This is a genomic window from Actinoplanes sp. SE50/110 (assembly GCF_900119315.1).
In the GTDB taxonomy this organism is placed as follows: domain Bacteria; phylum Actinomycetota; class Actinomycetes; order Mycobacteriales; family Micromonosporaceae; genus Actinoplanes.
In genome coordinates, this window is record NZ_LT827010.1 from 5,030,251 (window position 1) to 5,048,139 (window position 17,889).

Consider the following 17,889-nt stretch of genomic DNA (forward strand, 5'->3'; position numbering starts at 1 on the left):
CATTGTCGGTCGTTGTTGATGAAAATTACGACCGCCGCCCGCTCGCGTCAACAAGTCTTTGCATGTTTCGATACGCCGACGCGCCCGCGGGGTGTGCGGGGCGGTGTTGACCTTGCCCCGGGGCAACCTCGTAGCGTGATCGGCATGGGAACGCGGGACGCCGGGATGCTGTCGGTGGGCGAGGTCGCCCGCCGCGCCGGGCTGACCACGAAGGTGCTGCGCAACTACGACCGGCTGGGCCTGTTCGTGCCGCGGATGGTCTCCGCCGACGGCTATCGGTGGTACGCCGAGAGCCAGGTGGCGACCGCCGTCACCATCGCCCGGCTGCGCGCGCTCGACGTCCCGCTGCAGGCGATCCGGGCCCTGCTGACCGGGGCCGGCGAGCAGGAGGCCCGGCGCCTGCTCACCCGGCACCGCGCGGCGCTGCAGGCCCGTGCCGACCGGATCCGCCGATCCCTGCACTCCCTCGACCACCTGCTCGACGACGAACGAGGAATCACCATGGCGATGACCGCACCCCAGCCGCCGACCGTCACCGAGGAGCGGGAGCTGGCGCGCACCCTGTTCAACGACACCTGGTCGTTGATCGAGAAGGAGTCCCGCTCCCCCGCCGAGGACGACCGCATGATCCACATGGCGCACGCCTCCCGCTTCCACTGGGACAACGCCGGCGACGACCAGAACCGGGCGATCGGCGAATGGCAGTGCTCCCGGGTCTACGCGACTCTCGGGCGGGCCGAGCCCGCCCTCTACCACGCCCAGCGGTGCCTGACCTACGCCGACCGCCCGGGCGCCGAGATGTGGCTGCAGGCGAGCGCCCACGAGGCTCTTGCCCGCGCCCAGGCGATCGCCGGGGACCTGCCGGCCGCCCGCGACTCCCGCGCCCGGGCCCTCGCCCTGGTCGACAGGATCAGCGACCCGGAAGATCGCAAGGTCGTCATGGCCGACGTCGACACCCTGCCCATCCCTTGACCGACCCGACACCCGCCGCGCCCGTCGACCGCCTCGGCGTGGAGGCAGGCGACGGCGCCGACCAGACCGAAGTCGTGAGCGGGCCGGGCGGCGATCCCGGCTCCCTCCCGCGCGGCCAGGCCGGGTCAATGCCGGGCGATCACCCCTCCCGCCAGACCCCGGTGACGGCCGGCCGCTCCCCGGACAGCACGGCACCCACCGGCAGCGGAATGCCCGAGACATCGCCGCGGATCGGCACCACGATGTCGGGCGCCCCCGGCCGCGGCGTCCCCGACCGCAGCAGCACCTCGCCGGTGTCCGCGAACCGGTACTGACAGGCGACCGCCTGCCCGTCCCGCATCCAGCAGTACAGAGCCACCGGCCGGCCCAGCACGTCAGCCAACCACTCGCCCGCCGCGCGCCCCAGCTCACCGGCCGGACCGCCCGCCTCGAAGCGCGCCTCGCCGAGCAGTGCGTAGTCCTCGTGATCCAGCCGACCGCCGAGCACCTGCCCGTCGCCGTAGTGCACGCCGATCATCAGCACGGTCACCGGATGCCGCCCGGGGATCCGGTCGACGACCGACACCCCCACGAGCAGCCGCCCACCGACCCGCCCGACGAATCCGGACACGTCGGCAGACAGCGCCGACCGCGTCGTCGCCACGAAAGCCCGCTCGTCCTCACTGAGCGCACCCGCGTCCATCTCGAACCCGACCATCACGCACCCCGCCGCGAGCACAGGATCACACCACTGCTCCAGGAGATCTCCACCGCGGTCAGCCCCGGATGCCCGCGCAACGCCGCCGCCACCTCACCGGTGAACCGCTCATGATCCGCACTCCCCCACTGCTCCGGCTGCAGGTCGTCGACCAGCAGCACACCGCCGGGCGTCGACGCCGCGACGGTGTTGTCCAGATCGATCCATCTCCCGCCGCGCCGCACCGCCCCGGCGAGCAACCGCCCGCAGCCGTCCTCGGACGACATCGTGAATCCGGCCGCGCGCGCACGCTCCCGCGCCGCGCCGACCATCGCTGGTGTCTGCACGTGAGAAATCCTCTCAGGACCCCCCGACATTTTCGCCGGGCGCGGCGGCCGGCGAGACGGCCGCACCGAACCGCGCGGCGACCGCGGCCACCGCGGCCTGCAGCTCAGGACCACCCTCCACGGTGAAGTCGAAGGGAATGGCCGCCAGCCACTCCTGTGCGTACATCGCGGGATTCCGGGTGGTCCCGATCAGCACGCACCGGTCCCCGTCCGCTTCCAGGCGTCCCATCGGCCCCCGGATCCACGGGGCGACCTCCGCGAGCGACGCATGGAACCGCACACATGTCGGATATTTCCACCCGGCCCCCAGGTTCGCCTCCAGCGCCGCGACCGGATCCAACCCCTCCGGCGGGATGAATCCCCGCTCCAACCGCTCGACCGCGAACAACCGGTCGATCCGCAATGTTCGGGTGGCCGCGGCCCGGTGCGAGTGGCACAGCAGATACCAGCGCCCGTACCGGACCACCACCGCCCAGGGGTCGACCTCGGTCTCCTGCTCCCGCCCACGCTCACTCCGGTAGCCCACCAGCACCCGCCGTCGCTCGGCCACCGCGGCGACCAGCTCGCCGGTGATCGCCGGGTCAGCCCGCACCGCGTTCCGGTCCGGCGTCGCCGAGGCGTAGGCCCGCAACGCCGCCGCCTGCTCCCCCACACGCCCGGGCAGCGCCCGGATCACCCTGCTCAGCGCCTCCCCCACGAGGTCGTCCGCGTCGATGGCCGCCGGCTGCCCGTCCAGCACCGCCATCACCAGCCCCAGTGCCTGTTCCTGGGTGAACACGACCGGCGGCAGCCGGGTCCCGCGGCCGAGCCGGTACCCGCCGTAGGGCCCGCGCACGGAGGTGACCGGTATGCCCGCCTCGCGCAGGATCTCGACGTAGCGCCGCGCCGCCCGATCGGTCACCCCCAGCAGCGCGGCCAGTCGGCCGGCGGTGATCCCCGGACGTGCCTGCAGGATCTCCAGGGTGCGCAGGGCCCGCGCGGTGGGGCCGGGTCCGGTCGGCACAACGAGAACAGTAGAGGACGGTACCGGAAGCGGATCGTCCGGAATCCCCTCTACGGTGCCTCCATGAATGCGGATCAGATCGTGCTTCTCGGTGGTCTCTGGCTCGACCCGACGGCGTGGACCGGTGTCGCCGCCGGCCTGACGGCCCGGGGCCGTCACCCGGTGCCGGTCACCCTGCCGGGTCAGGGCGACGGCAACAGCTCGGCGACCCTCGCCGATCAGCTGGCCGCGGTCCTGGCCACGGTCGACGCGGCACCCGGCCGTTCGGTGGTGGTGGGCCATTCCGCGGCCTGCACCCTGGCCTGGATGGCCGCCGACGCCCGCCCCGGCCGGGTGTCCCGGGTGGTGCTGATCGGCGGTTTCCCCTGCGCCGACAACCGGCCGTACGCCGACTTCTTCCCGATCGTCGACGGGGTCATGCCGTTTCCCGGCTGGACCGCGTTCGACGGTCCGGACTCCGCCGACCTCGACGAGTCGGCCCGGCAGGCGTTCGCGGCCGCCGCGATCCCGGTCCCGGAGGCGGTGGCCGGGGGCGTGGTCCGGCTCACCGACGACCGCCGCTTCGACGTCCCGGTGGTCGTGGTCTGCCCCGAGTTCACCGCCGATCAGGCCCGGGAGTGGATCGCCGCCGGTGAGGTGCCGGAGCTGGCCCGGGCCAAGCACGTCGAGCTGGTCGACATCGATTCCGGGCACTGGCCGATGCTGACCCGGCCGGCCGAGCTGGCCGCCCTCCTAGCCGGCGGCTGAGGACGCCACCAGCCGGTCCCCGAGGTCCGACCGCCGATACAGCACCGACCGCCCGTGCCGGGCGCTGACCAGCAACCCGGCTGCCCGCAACGCCCGCAGATGCTGGTTGGCCGCGGGCACCGTCACGCCGAGCCGCGCCGCCAGCTCGGTCGACGACGCGGGTACCGCGAGCTGGACCAGCAGCCCGGCACGGGGCACCCCGATCAGCCCGGCGAGTGCTCCGGGCGCGGGCAGCGGCTGCGGCTCCCACAGGGTGCCGAGTCCCCGCGCCAAATAGCTGATCATCGGTGGCCGGTCGGCCCGCAACGGCACGGCGGCGCTGGTCGTCCACATCGTCGGCACCAGCGTCAGACCGTCGGTCGCGGGCGCCGTGTAATCGAGCGCCGCGCGCGGGAACACCTCGACGGTGTCGCCGGTGAGCCGGACCCGCCCGGCGAGCCCGCCGAGCATCCGGGCCAGCCCGTGCTGCGCGATCTCCCGGCCGCGGTAGGTCACGTCCGCCTCCAGCAGCGCCCGCATCCGCGGCCAGTGCGGCGCAAAGCAGATCTCCCAGTATCCGGTCAGCGCGTCCACGATCCGGGCGAGCACGTCGTCTCCGCGCAACGCCGCGGGCAACCCTCCGTGCAGTGCGCGCAATTCACGATCAACAACGACGGCGGGCGTACGACGTACCACCTCCCACTCGTCCTCCAGCCGGGTCAGGGGCGACCAGGGACGCGGCGTGAGGAAATCCGGTGTCCACAATTCATCATTGACGAGCTGGATCAGGAGCTCCGCGTCGAGCCCGTCGATCGCCCCACGCATCTCCCGGATCCACGGCAGCTGCAGCGGATACCGCCCCGGATCGCGCCACGCGTGCAGCGACAGCACCAGCTCGTGCAGGGGCGACACCGCGAACCGCACCCGCCCGAGATCCCGTCCGCCGAGCTGATACCGCACCACCATGAAGCGGAACGCTACATCGTTCGCGGCCACCCGCCGGGGCCTGAGACAACCGGTGCGTGACTCCCGCTTCTCCCATCGTCCGTGCCCTCACCCTCTCGATCGCCGCTTCCTCGCTGGCCAAGGGGGTGTTGTTCGCCGTCAGCGCGCTGTTCTTCACCTCCGTGCTCGGCCTGTCCCCGGCCACCGTCGGCCTCGGCCTGACCCTCGCCGGCGGGTGCGGCATGGCCGCCGCGTTCGGCGCCGGCTGGCTGGCCGACCGGGCCGGCGCCCATCGGGTCCTCGCGGCGGCCACCCTGGTGCAGGGCGTGGCGCTCGCCGCGTACTGCCGAGCCGGTAACCCGATGTCCTTCTTCGTGGTCGCCGCGGCCGCGGTCGGCGCGCAGGGCGCACAGCGGACCGCGCAGGCGACGCTCGTCGCGCTGCACTGCACCGGTCCGGAAAGGATCACCGTGCGGGCGCGTCTGCGGGTGGTCACCAACGTCTTCGTCGGGCTCGGCTCGGCCGCCGCCACCGCCGCGCTCGCCGACGGCACCGCCACCGGCTACCGGATCGCCATGCTCGCGGCGTCCGCGCTGGTGCTGGCTTCGATCATGCCGCTGCGCGGCCTGCCGCCACGTCGGGCCGCGAGCACCTCCCGGCCGTCGATGCGGACACCGCTCAAGGATGGACGGTACGTCGTCATCGCCGCCCTCTACGGGCTCCTGACCGTCCAGTTCGGCCTGCTCACCGTCGGGATGCCACTCTGGGTGACCGGTCACACGCGCGCCCCGGCCGCCACGGTCGCGCTGCTGCTCGTGCTCAACACGGTCCTGGTCGCGGTCTTCCAGGTACCGGCGGCTCGTCTGGTCACGGACGTGCGCACGGCCGGGCGTACCGTCCTGTGCTCGTCGGTTCTCCTGGTCCTGACCTGCGTCTTCTATGCCGCGGCGGGCCCGTTGCCGGCGGCGGCCGCGGTCGGCGTGCTGATCCTGGCGGTGCTGACGGCGAGCGCTGCGGAGGTGCTCTCCGAGGCGGGTGCCTGGTCGCTGGCGTTCGAGCTCGCCGATCCGGCCAGTCCGGGTGGCTACCAGGGTGTCAGCCAGACCGGTTTCGCGGCCGGGACGATGCTCGCGCCGCTGGTGGTGACCGGTACCGGGATCGCGCACGGCGCACCGGGCTGGCTGCTGCTCGCCGCGATGTTCCTGACCGCGGGCGTCGGCACCGACCGGCTGGCGGGCGTGGCCTCAGGACGCCTGGCGGGCCGGCATCGTGGCTGAGCCGTCGGCGGTCCGGTCGCGGCCCGCCTCCTTGGCGGCGTACAGATGCACGTCGGCCTGGCGCAGCAGCGCCTCCTGGGTGTCCCGATCGGGCGCGACCGTGGCCACCCCGATGCTCGCGGTCACCGGCAGGTCCCCGGTGACCGGCGCCCAGTCGTGCCCGCGGACCGCCTCGCGCAGCCGTTCCGCCCAGGCGAACGCGCTGCCCGCCGCCGCGCCGGGCAACACCAGCAGGAACTCCTCGCCGCCGAGCCGGGCCGCGAACGCCTCCCGGGCCAGCCCGGCCACCCCGGTGAGCAGATCGGCGACCATCCGCAGGACCCGGTCACCGGCCTCGTGCGAACAGGTGTCGTTGATCCGTTTGAAGTGGTCCAGGTCGATCAACGCGACCGACAGCGGGGTCCGCGTCTCGATCGCCTGGGCGAGCAGCACCGGGAGTTCCGCGTCGACGAACCGCCGGTTGAACAGGCCGGTCAGCGGGTCGCGCAGGGACAGCTCCCGGGCCCGGGCACCGGCCCGGCGGGCCTCGTCCGCCTCGTACATCGCGTGCAGGGTCTGCGCCCGGGCGTCCCGCTCCCCGGAGTTCAACGCCATCGCCGCGGCGTGGAACAGCTTGTACTCGTCGAGGGCTTCGGCGAACCGGCCGGCCGCCGCCCAGATCTCCGCCTGCTCGCGGCGCACGTCGACGGCCACCCCGGACAGGCCGCGGCTCTCGCACAGCGCCCGGCACCGGTCGATGGCGTCCTGCGCGCTGGTCAGATCCCCGGCCAGCCGATACACCTGGCAGAGCGTGACCAGTCCCTGGGCGCGGGAGCCGGCCTCCTCGTACGCCGCGGCGAAGGCGTCGTCCAGCGCCGGCTGCAGGGTGGCGATCGCGTCCGCGTACCGACCGGCGGCCAGCTGCACCGACGCGACCGTGTCCAGCGTGTTGTAGTCCAGGGTCAACTCGTGGTCGGCGGCCAGCCGCAGCAGCCGCTCCACCGCCTCCTGCGCGGCGTCGGTCCCACCGGCCTGGAACTCGGTGTACGCCAGGTTGTTGAACACCCGGATCCGCGCCCGGATGTCGCCCAGGATCACCGACACCCGGGCCGCCTCGGCATACCGCGCCCGGGCGCCGTCCAGGTCACCGACGTCGGCCAGCGCGTCGGCGAGCGCCATGGCACACCGCCATCGCAGGTACGCCGAGGCCGCCCCGCCCAGCGCGGACGTCGCCCGGTTCGCGCCGAGCGCGTGCTCCAGGGCGGTCGGATAGTCGCCGAGCTGCCCGAAATACGGCGACAGCCGCAGGTGGCTGAGCGCGAGCAGACGCTGGTCGCCGTGCTCGACCGCCCATCGGTGCACGTGCCGGCAGATCCGTCCGCTGCTGATCACGTCGCCGCGCCGGCCGACGATGTCGGCCCGCACCAGCTGCGCGCGCAACGCCAGGTCAGCGCGGCCCAGCCGGTCGGCGGCGGCCTCCAGGTCGATCGCCCGGGAGATCCACTCGTCGAGGTTCATCCCGTACCGCGGTTGTTCCTCGAGCGTGGTCAGGGCGCGGTCCAGCGCCGCGCCGCGCGCCGCGGCGCCGGCGGGCGTTGCGCTGGCCTCCATGCCCTGGCTCATCGACCGGGCGACCGCCATCCTTGAGCTCAGTCCTCGTCGTCCTGCACACCGCGCTCCAGCGCGAGATCGAGCGCCAGCGCACTGCCGATGATAAGCAGCGGATCGATGCCCGCGGCCACCCGGACCGCATAGGTGTCCCGGATGGTGAGCCAGCGCTTGGAGACCGCGGCCACCTCCTCGCCGCCCTGCTCGATCACATACTCGTGATCGAGCAGGTCACCCTTCATCTCCAGGTCGTCCGGCCCGGGCACGTCGATGGTGAATCTGTCCCGGAACGGGGTGAAGAGCTTCTTGCGGACCTCGGCGGCCTTCTCGCCGCCGATCCGGATCTCGTACGTCGGTCGCAGCGACACCAGGTGCCGATGCACCGTGGCCACCTCGTCCCCGGCCGGATCCTCGATGACCACCTTGTTGCGCAGGCTGAGCACCTTGCCGTCCACCCGGTAGACCTTCGCGCCGTTCTCGTCCAGCACGTCGAAGTCGTCGCCGATGGCGAAGAAGCGTTCCCTGATCACATACATCCCGCGATTGTGCTCCCCGGGTTTAACCCCCGGGGTCGTCGGGGCACTGTCGAGTGCAGTAGCCGCCCGGGTTCGTCAGGCAGAGATCCGCGTTCCCGGTCGAGTTCTGACGAAGGCCCCACCCCCGGGTGAGGGCCTCCGTCACGTGTGGCCCCGGTAGCCGACCGCGGCGGAGCCGGCCGCCAGCCGCACCGGATAGCCCCAGCGGCGCAGCGCCTGGCCCATCTTCGCCGCCCCGGACGGATTCGCCGAGTGGATCAGGATCAGGCCGACGTCGAACGGCCGCTCCTCGAAGGCGGCCCGCTCCAGCACCGCCACCACCGGCCAGATGGTGTCCTCCCCGCCCAGGTCGTGGTCGAGCCACAGCTCGTCCAGGCGATGTTCCCGGAGCCGGTCGAGCAGTGCCACCCCGGCCGCGCTGCTGCGGGCCACCTCGGCGGCCCGGCCGTCCACGAACGACCGCAGGTCGTCGATCAGCACGATCATGCGGTCATTATCCGGCGGCCGATGTGGAAAGATCACGGTGGTGAATCTGGCTGATGTCACCGACCGGGGTTCCGTCGTCCGCCTCAACGGCGTCGACCTGTTCGTCCGTCGGTTCGGCGACCGCGACCTGCCGCCGCTGGTGGTCATCCACGGCGGCCCCACCTGGGACCACAGCTATCTTTTGCCGGCCGCCGCCGACCTGGCCGACACGGCTCACGTCGTCCTGTTCGACCTGCGCGGCTGCGGACGCAGCCAGCGCACCGCCCCGATCGGCGACCTGCCCGACGGCGCACTGCAGCCGCCCCGGCTCGCCGACGACGTCGCCGCGCTCATCGAGGCGCTCGGCAGCGGTCCCGCCGACGTGCTCGGCTTCTCCTGGGGCGGCCGGATCGCGATGCGCGTGGTCGAGCAGCATCCCGGCGTCGTCCGCCGGCTCGTGCTGGCCTCGACCACGGCGTACACCGACTTCGACGACGAGTTGGCGGCGTCCGCCGACTACCGGGCGCGGCGCCGGCTGTGCACCGCGGTGGGCTTCGACGACCCGCTGGTCACCGGACCGGACGGCGCGCTGAGCCGCGCGATGGCCTACGGCGACGCCCCGCTGCAGGTGTGGCGGCTCGACCGGCTCGACGACTGGCACCGGGTGCTCGCGGCGGTCCGGTTCACCAGCGACTACAACCGGCTGTACACCTCGGGCGCGCTGCTGCCCGGCGGCCCCGACGACGCCGAGGCGGTCCTGCGCGACTGGGGCGGCCCGGTGCTGATCCTGCACGGCGCCCGGGAGATGGGCTTCCCGGTCGGCGTCGCCCGCCGGTTGCACGCCGCGCTGCCGGCCAGCACCCTCGTCGAGGTGCCGGAGGCCGCGCACATGGCACACTTCGACAACCCCGGGGTGTGGCTGGCCGGGATCCGCGACTTCCTGCGGGCCACGTGACCCCTCACCGGGCGGTGCCGGTGCCCCGGCCGCGCCTGTCCGCCGTTCAGATCCCGCCTCGGGACCACGCCGTCCACCAGCGTAGAACGACCACCAGGATGACGACGAGAGGAAACAGCGCGGCCCCCCAGAACACACCCGCAGCCTGTTTGCGATGCCCGCGGTCCTCATGCCGCCGCCCGACGAACACGGCGATGGCGGCACTGAGGAGCGCCACCAGGGGGATTTCCAGGCGGGCGCCGAATTCCGGCAGCCCTATCTCGTCTCGGTGCAGCGCTGCCAGCGCAGCCCATACCAGGATGTACGCTGTCGCGGCCTCCAGCAGGCCGAGAAGGAAGCGCGACCCTGTCCTCAGAAGCGACTCCACGGATCCTCCAACGCAGGCCGACTGACAGTCCCACGCTAGATCGGCGATCCGCAGGCCTGCTGGCGAATGCCGCGGAGAAGGCACGTCCGGGGCACGGTGGTCCGGCACCCGGCGCCGGATGCCGGTCAGAGTTCCGGTGCGGGGCGCCGCGGTGATCACCCGGCGGGGAGCAGGCCGAGGGGCGCGGCGTTCCACGGTGTCCCGGCGCGGGCATTGGTGGCCTCGTACCGCAGGTCGGTGATGGTGCCGACCTGATAGACCTCCCGCAGGGTGGTGAGCATCCGGTCGGCGAGGGCGCGGGCCTGGCGGTGCGAGGCCGGGAACGGCAGGCGGGTCGTCCAGTTCTCGTCGGGGCCGTCCGGGGGCTGCCAGCCGAGGTCACGCAGCCGTTGCTCGGCGGCCGCAGGGAGGCGGACCGGCGGGAAGTCGGAGCGGTTGGCGAGGGCCTCGGCGTACAACTCGGCCGGCCCCTGATAGCACTGCACGTAGTACGGGCCGGCGTGCAGGATCAGGAAGTCGTCGGCTTCCCGGCGGGTGAGGAGCCGGGCCAGGCGGTCGGCCAGGGCGGTCCACGGGTCGGCGGTCACTCGTCGTCCCCGTCCCCGTCCCCGTCGTCGGCCGGGTCGGCCACCGTGGTGTCCCGGAGGAACTGCTGGTAGGCGTTCGACGACCAGGTCAGCGTGACGGTGCCGAGGAAGACGGCGAGCTCGAAGGTGGAGTCCGCGGTGCGCCACGCCACGCTGGGGTGGATGCCGGGAGTGGTCCGGTCGGGACGGCCCAGGACGTCGGTGGCGATCGCGGCGAAGTCGGCGAAGGCGTCGTCGGCGGCGGCGTCGGTCTCCGGGGTGTCGTCGGTGCGGGCGGTCAGGTCGAAGTCCATCTGCCGGCCGCCGCCCTTCCAGAAGGTGAGCAGCGCGCCCCGGCTGGGCAGCGGCCAGCCGACGGTGAACTCGGCGCCCTTGTCCCAGCGGTCGGTGATCTGCCAGCCGAGTCGGGCGGCCAGGTCGTCGAGCTCGTCGAGCCGCCAGTGCCAGGGGACGTCACGCAGGGCGGTCAGCAGGTCGCGTACGGCCGCATCGTCGGTCCGGGTGAAACTCATGACGGGGACTCCGCTGTCTCGGGAAGCTTGAGCACCAAGGATCGCAGAACATCCGGATCGAGAGTGAACTCGTGGACGACGATCCGGCCGGTTTCCAGCGTGCGCACCTTGATGTACCGGATGGCGCGGGCGTCGACCAGCCGCTGGATCAGCTCCCGGCGGCCCGGGACGGCGTCCAGGGCGGTCGCGAGCTTGGCGTCGACTGCCAGCGTGCGACCCAGATAGTGCACCTCGCCCTGCTGGGCACGCGTCCACGTACCGTCGGGCAGTCGGACCTTCGCCGCCCCGAGACCGGGGGTGGGTCCCTTGGACTCACACAGGATGAGGACCGGCCCCGCCGAGGTGGCACCCCACTCCTCGGGCCAGTCACTCACGATGACGCTGTCGAACTCCCGTGACTTCGCGGTCCCGGTGCCGGAGACGGTGATCGGCGGAACCTTCAGCACCTGTGCCACCACCCACTCCTCGCCGGCGACGCCGAGCGCGGTGCCGGCCTCGGAAAGGGGCTGCAGCTGTTCGCGGAACAGGTCGGCGGCCTCCAGGAATGCGGCGAAGGCCCGGTTGGGGGTGCGGTAGTCGCCGTTGTTGAACAGCTGTCGTGCCGCCTGCTTCAGCATCTCGTACCGCCGGCCGCTGCTGTAGGCCGTCTTGTCGACCTTGAAATCCGGCTCGGCGGCTCGGAGGATCGCCTCGAGTTTCGGGCCGAGCCCCTCCAGCGTCTCCCCGTTGGCGGCCGGCAGCGGCCGGGTGTAGGTCGCCGTCCGGGCGCCGTCGGCCACGGCGTACCGGTCGACCGCCCGGTCCATCATCGGGAAATCGGCGGGGCGCGGATACGCCGTCACCCGGACCGGAGCCGCCTTGCGCAGCCGGCCGTCGGTCTCTTTCGTGACGAACCGGCCGGTCCTGCTGTCGTACGGGTCACCGCTCCTATTGAGCTGCACGGTCGGCGGCGGCTCGGCCGTGCCTTCGAGCACATGGGCCAGCTCGGAAGCGGTCTCCGGGCCGCTCATCGGCGGATCACCCCCGGCCTGCAGACCCGCGGCCCGGGCGAGCGGCACGGCGACCGAGCCGACCGCCCCGGCCAGCAGGAGCACCACGCCGGCCGCCGCGGCCGCGTCGCCACCGCAGCTCGCATCGCCGGCCGGCGGCTGTCCCGGCACCTCCTGATACGAGGGCGCGCAGGCCGCGTACGCCGGTGTCGGCGCGATCAGCAGCAGGAAGCCGGACACGCCGAGCGTCCCGGCACACCACATCAGGCGTCGCCGCAACCGTGTCGTCATGCCGGCGCTCCCGCGGGCTCGGCGCGCCGCACCGCGGTGGCGGCACGCAGGTCGGACCGGAATCGGCGGGCCCGGGCCCGGTGCTCCTTCGCTTCGCCGGGATGCTCGTCGCGCAGGGCGGCCACCTCGTACTGCGCGGCCTGCAACTGCCCGAGCGCCCGGTACGCCGCCCACCCGTACCGCCGGAGGGTGGTCAGCCGCAGCCAGCCCCGTTTGCGCGGGTCGAGCAGCAGGGTCAGCTCCCGGTCGCTGATCACGCCGTACGGCTGCCGCGCCTCGTCCCTGATCCGGCCGCGCAGCCGGTTGCCCTGCCCGCGCACCCCCTGCCGCATCAGGGTCAGATAGAGCACGACGGCCGGCCCCTGCAGTACGGCCAGGTACAGCGGGGTGAGCAGGAGCAGGGCCACCGTCGGGCCGGGTGTGAACGGCAGGGTGATGTCGCCGCGGGACAGCGCGCTGAAGACCACGTTGTTCATGAAGTGGGAGCCGGCGGCGCCGAGGTAGCCGCCGGCGATGGCGAGCGCGCGGTCACGGCGTTCGGGGAGCAGCGCGGCCACCCCGAAGCCGGCGCCGAGCAGCGCGGAGAACGCGGTGTGCGCGGCCATCAGCCCGACCGACTGCCGGACGAAGTACTGGTATCCGGCGCCGCCCTGGTGGGTCATGTACTCCACGGTCTCGGACAGGTTGAAGCCGAGCCCGACCGCGGCACCGAGCACCACCCCGGTGACCGGCCCGTCGAAGCGGCTGCGGAACAGCACATACGCCAGGAACAGCGCGCATCCCTTGCCGAACTCCTCGCCGAAGCCGGCGTTGAGGAACAGCCCGAAATAGACGTCGTGCATCGTCTTGATCATGTCGAGGCCGCCGACGTAGTCGACCAGGTACTCCATCACCAGGGTGTTGCACGCCGCGGCGAACCCGGAGGCGATCACCGCACCCCAGGCGAAGCAGGCGAGCACGAGGCGCAGCGGCAGCCGCCGCCAGCGCTGGAAGCGGACCGCGGTCCACAGCCCGAACGCGGTGCTCGGCAGGCAGAGCAGCAGCGTACCCGGGTGCGGCGCGACGATGCCGAGCGTGTAAACGGCGAACGGCAGGATCAGCGCGCCGGCGGCGATCCACTGCTCGCGGGGGCCGACCGGGCCGCGTGAGCGCGCCCAGACGAGGATGCCACCCGCGACGACCCAGCCGGTGACGGCCGCCCAGAAGGTGGCTTTGAGCAGGGTGGGCCACAGGTCGCCGAGGATGCCGATGGCCGGGTCGCCGTCGGCGTGCGGGGAGAGCGCGTCGATCAGCACGTGCACGGCGTAGATGCCGTTGAGAACGGCCACCGCCTGCAGGAAGCGCAACGGGAGCATCCTCATGATCCACCTGGGAGGTTCGGGAGGTCGGGCAGATTCGGGAGGTCGGGCAGATTCGGGAAGTCGGTGGGGAATCCGCTGGGCAGCGCCGGGAACGACGGCAGGCCCGGGATGCGGGACAGGTCGTCCGCGGTCGGCCGGTGCGGCTCGACGCCGACCCCGACGCCCACCCCGATCGCGGCGGCCACCAGGCCGACGACGCCCGCTACCAGCAGCGTGCGCCAGGATTTGCGGTTGTCGATGTCCATCGCGCCACACAGTCCCCTTCTGCCCGAGACCGGAACACAGGTCCCGGACCATACCGGACATCGACGCATCACGTTGTCCCATGCCGGAATACCGGCCCGGCGCCGCGACTTGGCGACAGACATGACCACCGATTTCGATCCGCACGCGCTGATCGCGGGAAGCCGCCTCGGGATTCTCGCCACCCTGCGCAGGGACGGCCGCCCGCAGCTGTCGCCGATCCTGCCCTTCTACGACCGGGACGCCGGAACGATCTTCGTGTCGATGACCGAGGGCCGGGCCAAGACCGCCAACCTGCGCCGCGACCCGCGCGGGTCGATCTCGGTGACCAGCGCCGACGGCCGGTCCTGGGCGACCGCCGACGGGGTCGCCACGCTGATCGGCCCGGGCACCGACCCGCACGGCCCGGAGGTGGAGGCGCTGGTCGACTACTTCCGCCGGGCGGCCGGCGAGCACCCGGACTGGGCGCAGTACCGGCGGGTAATGGTCGACGACCGGCGGGTGCTGCTCGCGCTGAGGGTGACGCACGTCTACGGACAGGCGATCACCGCGGATTGAGCCCCGGGAAACGCTTGGGACGCCCGGGTGGCGGCCGATGGAGCGGTCATGCCCATCGAGCAGTCCGCGACGCATCCGGTCGAGTGGTGGCAGCAGTTCCAGACCGCTACCGAGCGGTTCGACGAGGCCATCCTGACCACCGGCCTGACCGAGCTGTTGCTGCCCAAGATCGTGTCGCAGCTGCTGCAGCGGGAGGCGGACATCGCCTCCGACATCGCCATCGCGTACCGCAACAGACCGGGCAGCGAGGGCCTTCGCGACCGCTACGACAAGGCGGCGGCCCGGCTCCGCGAGACCATCGAGCGGCTCGCGGACCGGGACGTCGACCGGGCCACCCTGCTCGAGGCCGAGGCGGTGTCCTGGGTGATCGGCGGCGACTACGCGCGCGCGGCCGCCGAGATCGAACCCCGGGTCGGCGCGGTCGTCCTGCTGCGCATCTTCGTGTCCGCGTTGCGGGTCGCGCAGCTGGACGTCAACGTCACCGCGAATCTGCTGAACGCCGGCCGCACCCCGACCGAGGCGATCCACGCCGGCCGGCTGCTCGGCCGCTACGGCTACTGGCCGGAGTGGCTGCGGGACCTGGTGGTCGAGCACGCGCTGGCCGGCACGCTGAACGACGACTTCGTCGCCGCCCTGGACATGTGCGCGTTCGCCACGCTGCGCTCCACCCAGGCCCGCTTCGCCCGCAGCCTGCTGCGCGGCGAACCGGCGGCGATCACCACCGCGGCCCGCACCCTGGAGACGATCGGCGAGACGGAGATCGCCGCCCGGCTGCGGCAGGGCGACATGAAGGCGGTCGCCTTCGCCGCCCGCTTCGCCGCCGTCTGACCGGATCACCACCCGATGGCGGCGGTACGCCGATGCCGGCCCCGCCGATCCCTGCGTCATGATCGGTACATGAGCGAGTTCCCGGCCGGTGACACCGCGAGGGCGCGACTGCTCGATCAGCGGGCGCTGCACGCCTCCTCGGTGGGGGCGAACAACGCGATGAACCGGGACCGTCGGCTCACCGGCGTCAACAGCTACGCCCGGGTGCTCGGCTTCGATCCGGTGGGCCACCTGACCGGGCCGGACCCCGCCTGGCTGGACCTGTGCTGCGGCAGCGGCCGGGCGCTGCTGCAGGCCGCCGGCCGGCTCCGGGGCGCGGCGACGCTGATCGGCGTGGATCTGGTGGACGCCTTCGCCGGGGCCGCCGACGGGGTGACGTTCGTGGCGGCGCCGCTGGAGGACTGGGCGCCGGACCGGGCGTTCGACCTGATCACCTGTGTGCACGGGCTGCATTACGTGGGCGACAAGCTGGGCATGCTGGTCCGGGTGGCCCGCTGGCTGGCGCCGGGTGGGCGGTTCGTCGCCGATCTCGATCTGGGCGGCGTGCGGCTGGCGGACGGGCGGCCGGCCGGGCGCCGGCTCGTCGGGCGGCTGCGGCAGGCCGGCTTCGACTACGACGGCCGCCGCCGACGGATCAGCTGCACCGGGCCGCGCAAGTGGGAGATTCCCGGCGAGTATCTGGGTGCCGACGACCGGGCCGGGGCCAACTACACCGGGCAGCCGGCGGTGGACTCGTACTACCGGTTCGCCGGGCGCGGACCGACGGGCATAAACGTGTCGACGGGATAGTTGACGTGGCAATGACAGACGTGATCTTCGGCTTGGACACCTTCGGTGACGTGCCGCAGGACGACGCGGGCGCACCGCTCTCGCAGGCCGCCGCCCTCCGCCGGGTCGTCGACGAGGCGGTGCTCGCCGACCAGCTCGGCGTCGACGTGATCGCGCTCGGCGAGCACCACCGCCCGGAGTATTCGATCACCAGCCCGGAGACCGTGCTCGCCGCGATCGCCGGCCGCACCGAACGGATCCGGCTGGCTTCCGGGGTCACCGTGCTCAGCTCCGACGACCCGGTCCGGGTCTTCCAGCGCTTCGCCACGCTCGACGCGGTCTCCGGCGGACGGGCCCAGGCGATCCTGGGCCGCGGCTCGTTCACCGAGTCCTTCCCGCTCTTCGGGTACGACCTGAGCGACTACGACGTGCTCTTCGAGGAGAAACTCGAGCTGTTCGTCCAGTTGCTCGACGAGAAGCCGGTGACCTGGAGCGGGACGACCCGCGCGCCGCTCGTCGACGCGGACGTGTTCCCGCGGACCGAGTCGGGCCGCCTGGACACCTGGGTCGGGGTCGGCGGCTCCCCGCAGTCGGTGGTCCGCACCGCCCGGCACGGACTGCCGCTGATGCTCGCGATCATCGGCGGGCCGCCGGACCGGTTCGCGCCGTTCGTCGACCTCTATCGGCGGGCCACCGCGCAGCTCGGCACGGTCGCACACCCCGTCGGCATGCACTCGCCGGGCTTCTTGGCCGACACCGACGAGCAGGCCCGCGAGCTGTTCTACCCGCACTACAGGGTGCAGCGCGACCGGATCGGCGCGTCCCGCGGCTGGCCGCCGCTGCGCCGCGCGGAATTCGAGGCGGAGATCGAGGACGGTTCCCTGTACGTCGGTAGCCCGGACACCGTCGCCCGGAAGATCAGCCGCGCGATCCGGGCGCTGGACGTGGGCCGCTTCGACCTGGTCTACACGGTCGGCGCCCAGCCGGTCGGCGCCCGGCTGCGCGCCGTCGAGCTGTTCGGCGCCAAGGTGATCCCGATGGTCCGGGACATGCTCACCGGGTCCGGGCCGCTCGCCACATAGCCCGATGTCCCCGCCGCGACGCGGGACCGGCGCTCGCCGCATAGCCCGATGTCCCCGCCGCGACGCGGGGTCGGCGCTCGCCGCATAGCCCGATTTCCCCGCCGCGACACGGCGTTGGTTGGAATGCTCGGAAGATGCGCGCCCGCCTGCTGACCACCGCCTCGATCCTGGTCGTGGTGGGCGGGTGCGGCACCGCGCCCGGCGCGGTGAAGCCGGCCGGGCTGACACCGGCGGCCAGCCCCCGGGTGAGCACGTCGGTACCGGTGTCGCCGGGGGTGAGCACCGGGTGGGAGATCACCGTCTACTACACCGCGGTGCAGCGTTTCCACACCGGCGCGCCCACCCGGGTAACCGGCTGCGACCGGCTGGACTGCTCGAACGGCAAGGACGACCTGGGTTCCTACCCGGCCGACTTCGTGCAGGCGGTCAAGGACGAGGGCACCGGCCAGACCGCCGACGGTCACTACCTGAACTGGTCGTACGACGTCGGCTATTGGCTGGACAGCGAACCGCGCGACACCGACGGGGACCGGCTGCGACCGTTCGTGTCGGCGGCCGCCGATCCGAACGTGCTGCCGCACGGCACCCGCTTCACGATCGAGGACTGCGGCTCGCAGGATGACGGTTCCGCCCCGCAGGAGGCGGTCTGCGCCGCGCTCCGGGACGGCGCCTGGGAGGTCACCGACGAGTTCACGCCGGGGCTGGGCGGGTCGAAGCACATCGACGCCTACATCGGCCCGGAGACCGGCGCGGGTTTCACCGGCTCCGACTGGTACATCACGCTGACCCGGGCGAGGATCAGCATCGGGTGACG

Annotated in this window: 22 protein-coding genes; 9 read left to right on the forward strand and 13 right to left on the reverse strand. The window is 72.7% G+C overall.

Features of this window, described 5'->3' with window-relative positions; translation table 11 throughout:
- Positions 1–144: 144 nt before the first annotated feature.
- Entirely contained in the window at positions 145–972 is an 828-nt protein-coding gene (locus ACSP50_RS22540) for a MerR family transcriptional regulator (protein ID WP_052311685.1), read from the forward strand.
- A 139-nt stretch (positions 973–1,111) separates the two neighbouring features.
- Here ACSP50_RS22540 and ACSP50_RS22545 read toward each other — a convergent pair whose 3' ends face one another.
- The 3 genes from ACSP50_RS22545 to ACSP50_RS22555 are packed head-to-tail and all read right to left on the reverse strand — an operon-like array spanning position 1,112 to position 2,998.
- The gene (locus tag ACSP50_RS22545) at positions 1,112–1,669 is read right to left on the reverse strand and encodes a hypothetical protein (RefSeq protein ID WP_014691583.1); all 558 of its coding nucleotides are present in this window, start codon (positions 1,667–1,669) and stop codon (positions 1,112–1,114) included.
- Entirely contained in the window at positions 1,669–1,995 is a 327-nt protein-coding gene (locus tag ACSP50_RS22550; RefSeq protein WP_014691584.1) for a hypothetical protein, read from the reverse strand. Before ACSP50_RS22550 ends, ACSP50_RS22545 begins: the two co-directional genes overlap by 1 nt.
- A gap of 13 nt (positions 1,996–2,008) precedes the next feature.
- Positions 2,009–2,998 carry a YafY family protein gene (locus ACSP50_RS22555; RefSeq protein ID WP_014691585.1) on the reverse strand — a complete coding sequence of 330 codons (990 nt, stop codon included), beginning with the start codon at positions 2,996–2,998 and terminating at the stop codon, positions 2,009–2,011.
- A 63-nt stretch (positions 2,999–3,061) separates the two neighbouring features.
- Here ACSP50_RS22555 and ACSP50_RS22560 point away from each other — a divergent pair, with 63 nt between their 5' ends.
- On the forward strand, positions 3,062–3,745 hold the full coding sequence (locus ACSP50_RS22560; RefSeq protein WP_014691586.1) for an alpha/beta fold hydrolase: 684 nt from the start codon (positions 3,062–3,064) through the stop codon (positions 3,743–3,745).
- On the opposite strand, the gene ACSP50_RS22565 is transcribed toward ACSP50_RS22560, so the two are convergent.
- Complete coding sequence (locus tag ACSP50_RS22565) at positions 3,731–4,690, reverse strand: DUF5937 family protein (RefSeq protein ID WP_052311686.1); 960 nt, start codon at positions 4,688–4,690, stop codon at positions 3,731–3,733. The two genes, ACSP50_RS22560 and ACSP50_RS22565, sit on opposite strands and share 15 nt — an antisense overlap.
- A 56-nt stretch (positions 4,691–4,746) precedes the next feature.
- Between ACSP50_RS22565 and ACSP50_RS22570 the strand changes: the two genes are divergently transcribed.
- Entirely contained in the window at positions 4,747–5,946 is a 1,200-nt protein-coding gene (locus ACSP50_RS22570) for an MFS transporter (protein WP_014691588.1), read from the forward strand.
- Here the strand turns inward: ACSP50_RS22570 and ACSP50_RS22575 are convergent.
- The 3 genes from ACSP50_RS22575 to ACSP50_RS22585 form a co-directional block, all read right to left on the reverse strand.
- The gene (locus tag ACSP50_RS22575) at positions 5,914–7,566 is read right to left on the reverse strand and encodes a diguanylate cyclase (protein ID WP_014691589.1); all 1,653 of its coding nucleotides are present in this window, start codon (positions 7,564–7,566) and stop codon (positions 5,914–5,916) included. The genes ACSP50_RS22570 and ACSP50_RS22575 overlap by 33 nt on opposite strands.
- 8 nt (positions 7,567–7,574) lie before the next feature.
- Positions 7,575–8,069: an LURP-one-related/scramblase family protein gene (locus tag ACSP50_RS22580; RefSeq protein WP_014691590.1), complete on the reverse strand. Its 495-nt coding sequence runs from the start codon at positions 8,067–8,069 to the stop codon at positions 7,575–7,577.
- A 141-nt stretch (positions 8,070–8,210) separates the two neighbouring features.
- A complete protein-coding gene (locus ACSP50_RS22585) occupies positions 8,211–8,555 on the reverse strand; it encodes a cyclic-phosphate processing receiver domain-containing protein (RefSeq protein ID WP_014691591.1) in 345 nt (114 codons plus the stop codon).
- A 40-nt stretch (positions 8,556–8,595) separates the two neighbouring features.
- Here ACSP50_RS22585 and ACSP50_RS22590 point away from each other — a divergent pair, with 40 nt between their 5' ends.
- Complete coding sequence (locus tag ACSP50_RS22590) at positions 8,596–9,489, forward strand: alpha/beta fold hydrolase (RefSeq protein WP_052311687.1); 894 nt, start codon at positions 8,596–8,598, stop codon at positions 9,487–9,489.
- Positions 9,490–9,535: 46 nt separating this feature from the next.
- Here the strand turns inward: ACSP50_RS22590 and ACSP50_RS22595 are convergent, their stop codons facing one another.
- From ACSP50_RS22595 to ACSP50_RS43090, 6 genes are all read right to left on the reverse strand, one after another.
- Entirely contained in the window at positions 9,536–9,856 is a 321-nt protein-coding gene (locus tag ACSP50_RS22595; RefSeq protein ID WP_014691593.1) for a hypothetical protein, read from the reverse strand.
- Positions 9,857–10,011: 155 nt separating this feature from the next.
- Positions 10,012–10,443 (reverse strand): hypothetical protein, encoded by a 432-nt coding sequence (locus ACSP50_RS22600; RefSeq protein WP_014691594.1) that lies wholly within the window; start codon positions 10,441–10,443, stop codon positions 10,012–10,014.
- Positions 10,440–10,955 carry a DUF6301 family protein gene (locus tag ACSP50_RS22605; protein WP_014691595.1) on the reverse strand — a complete coding sequence of 172 codons (516 nt, stop codon included), beginning with the start codon at positions 10,953–10,955 and terminating at the stop codon, positions 10,440–10,442. The genes ACSP50_RS22600 and ACSP50_RS22605 overlap by 4 nt, the downstream gene beginning before the upstream one ends.
- Positions 10,952–12,235, reverse strand: a complete 1,284-nt coding sequence (locus tag ACSP50_RS22610) for a hypothetical protein (protein WP_014691596.1) — start codon at positions 12,233–12,235, stop codon at positions 10,952–10,954. The genes ACSP50_RS22605 and ACSP50_RS22610 overlap by 4 nt, the downstream gene beginning before the upstream one ends.
- The gene (locus tag ACSP50_RS22615) at positions 12,232–13,596 is read right to left on the reverse strand and encodes a PrsW family intramembrane metalloprotease (RefSeq protein WP_157432793.1); all 1,365 of its coding nucleotides are present in this window, start codon (positions 13,594–13,596) and stop codon (positions 12,232–12,234) included. Before ACSP50_RS22615 ends, ACSP50_RS22610 begins: the two co-directional genes overlap by 4 nt.
- Positions 13,593–13,841 carry a hypothetical protein gene (locus tag ACSP50_RS43090; protein WP_014691598.1) on the reverse strand — a complete coding sequence of 83 codons (249 nt, stop codon included), beginning with the start codon at positions 13,839–13,841 and terminating at the stop codon, positions 13,593–13,595. Before ACSP50_RS43090 ends, ACSP50_RS22615 begins: the two co-directional genes overlap by 4 nt.
- 121 nt (positions 13,842–13,962) lie before the next feature.
- On the opposite strand from ACSP50_RS43090, the gene ACSP50_RS22620 reads away from it, so the two are divergent.
- The 5 genes from ACSP50_RS22620 (at position 13,963) to ACSP50_RS22640 (ending at position 17,887) form a co-directional block, all read left to right on the forward strand.
- Positions 13,963–14,397: a PPOX class F420-dependent oxidoreductase gene (locus ACSP50_RS22620; RefSeq protein ID WP_014691599.1), complete on the forward strand. Its 435-nt coding sequence runs from the start codon at positions 13,963–13,965 to the stop codon at positions 14,395–14,397.
- A gap of 48 nt (positions 14,398–14,445) precedes the next feature.
- Positions 14,446–15,225, forward strand: coding sequence for a hypothetical protein (locus ACSP50_RS22625; RefSeq protein WP_014691600.1), 780 nt, complete (start codon positions 14,446–14,448; stop codon positions 15,223–15,225).
- Between the two features lie 69 nt (positions 15,226–15,294).
- A complete protein-coding gene (locus ACSP50_RS22630; RefSeq protein WP_014691601.1) occupies positions 15,295–16,014 on the forward strand; it encodes a trans-aconitate 2-methyltransferase in 720 nt (239 codons plus the stop codon).
- A gap of 11 nt (positions 16,015–16,025) precedes the next feature.
- Positions 16,026–17,075, forward strand: a complete 1,050-nt coding sequence (locus ACSP50_RS22635; RefSeq protein WP_014691602.1) for an LLM class flavin-dependent oxidoreductase — start codon at positions 16,026–16,028, stop codon at positions 17,073–17,075.
- 134 nt (positions 17,076–17,209) lie between these two features.
- Positions 17,210–17,887 carry a hypothetical protein gene (locus ACSP50_RS22640; RefSeq protein WP_014691603.1) on the forward strand — a complete coding sequence of 226 codons (678 nt, stop codon included), beginning with the start codon at positions 17,210–17,212 and terminating at the stop codon, positions 17,885–17,887.
- Positions 17,888–17,889 lie beyond the last annotated feature (2 nt).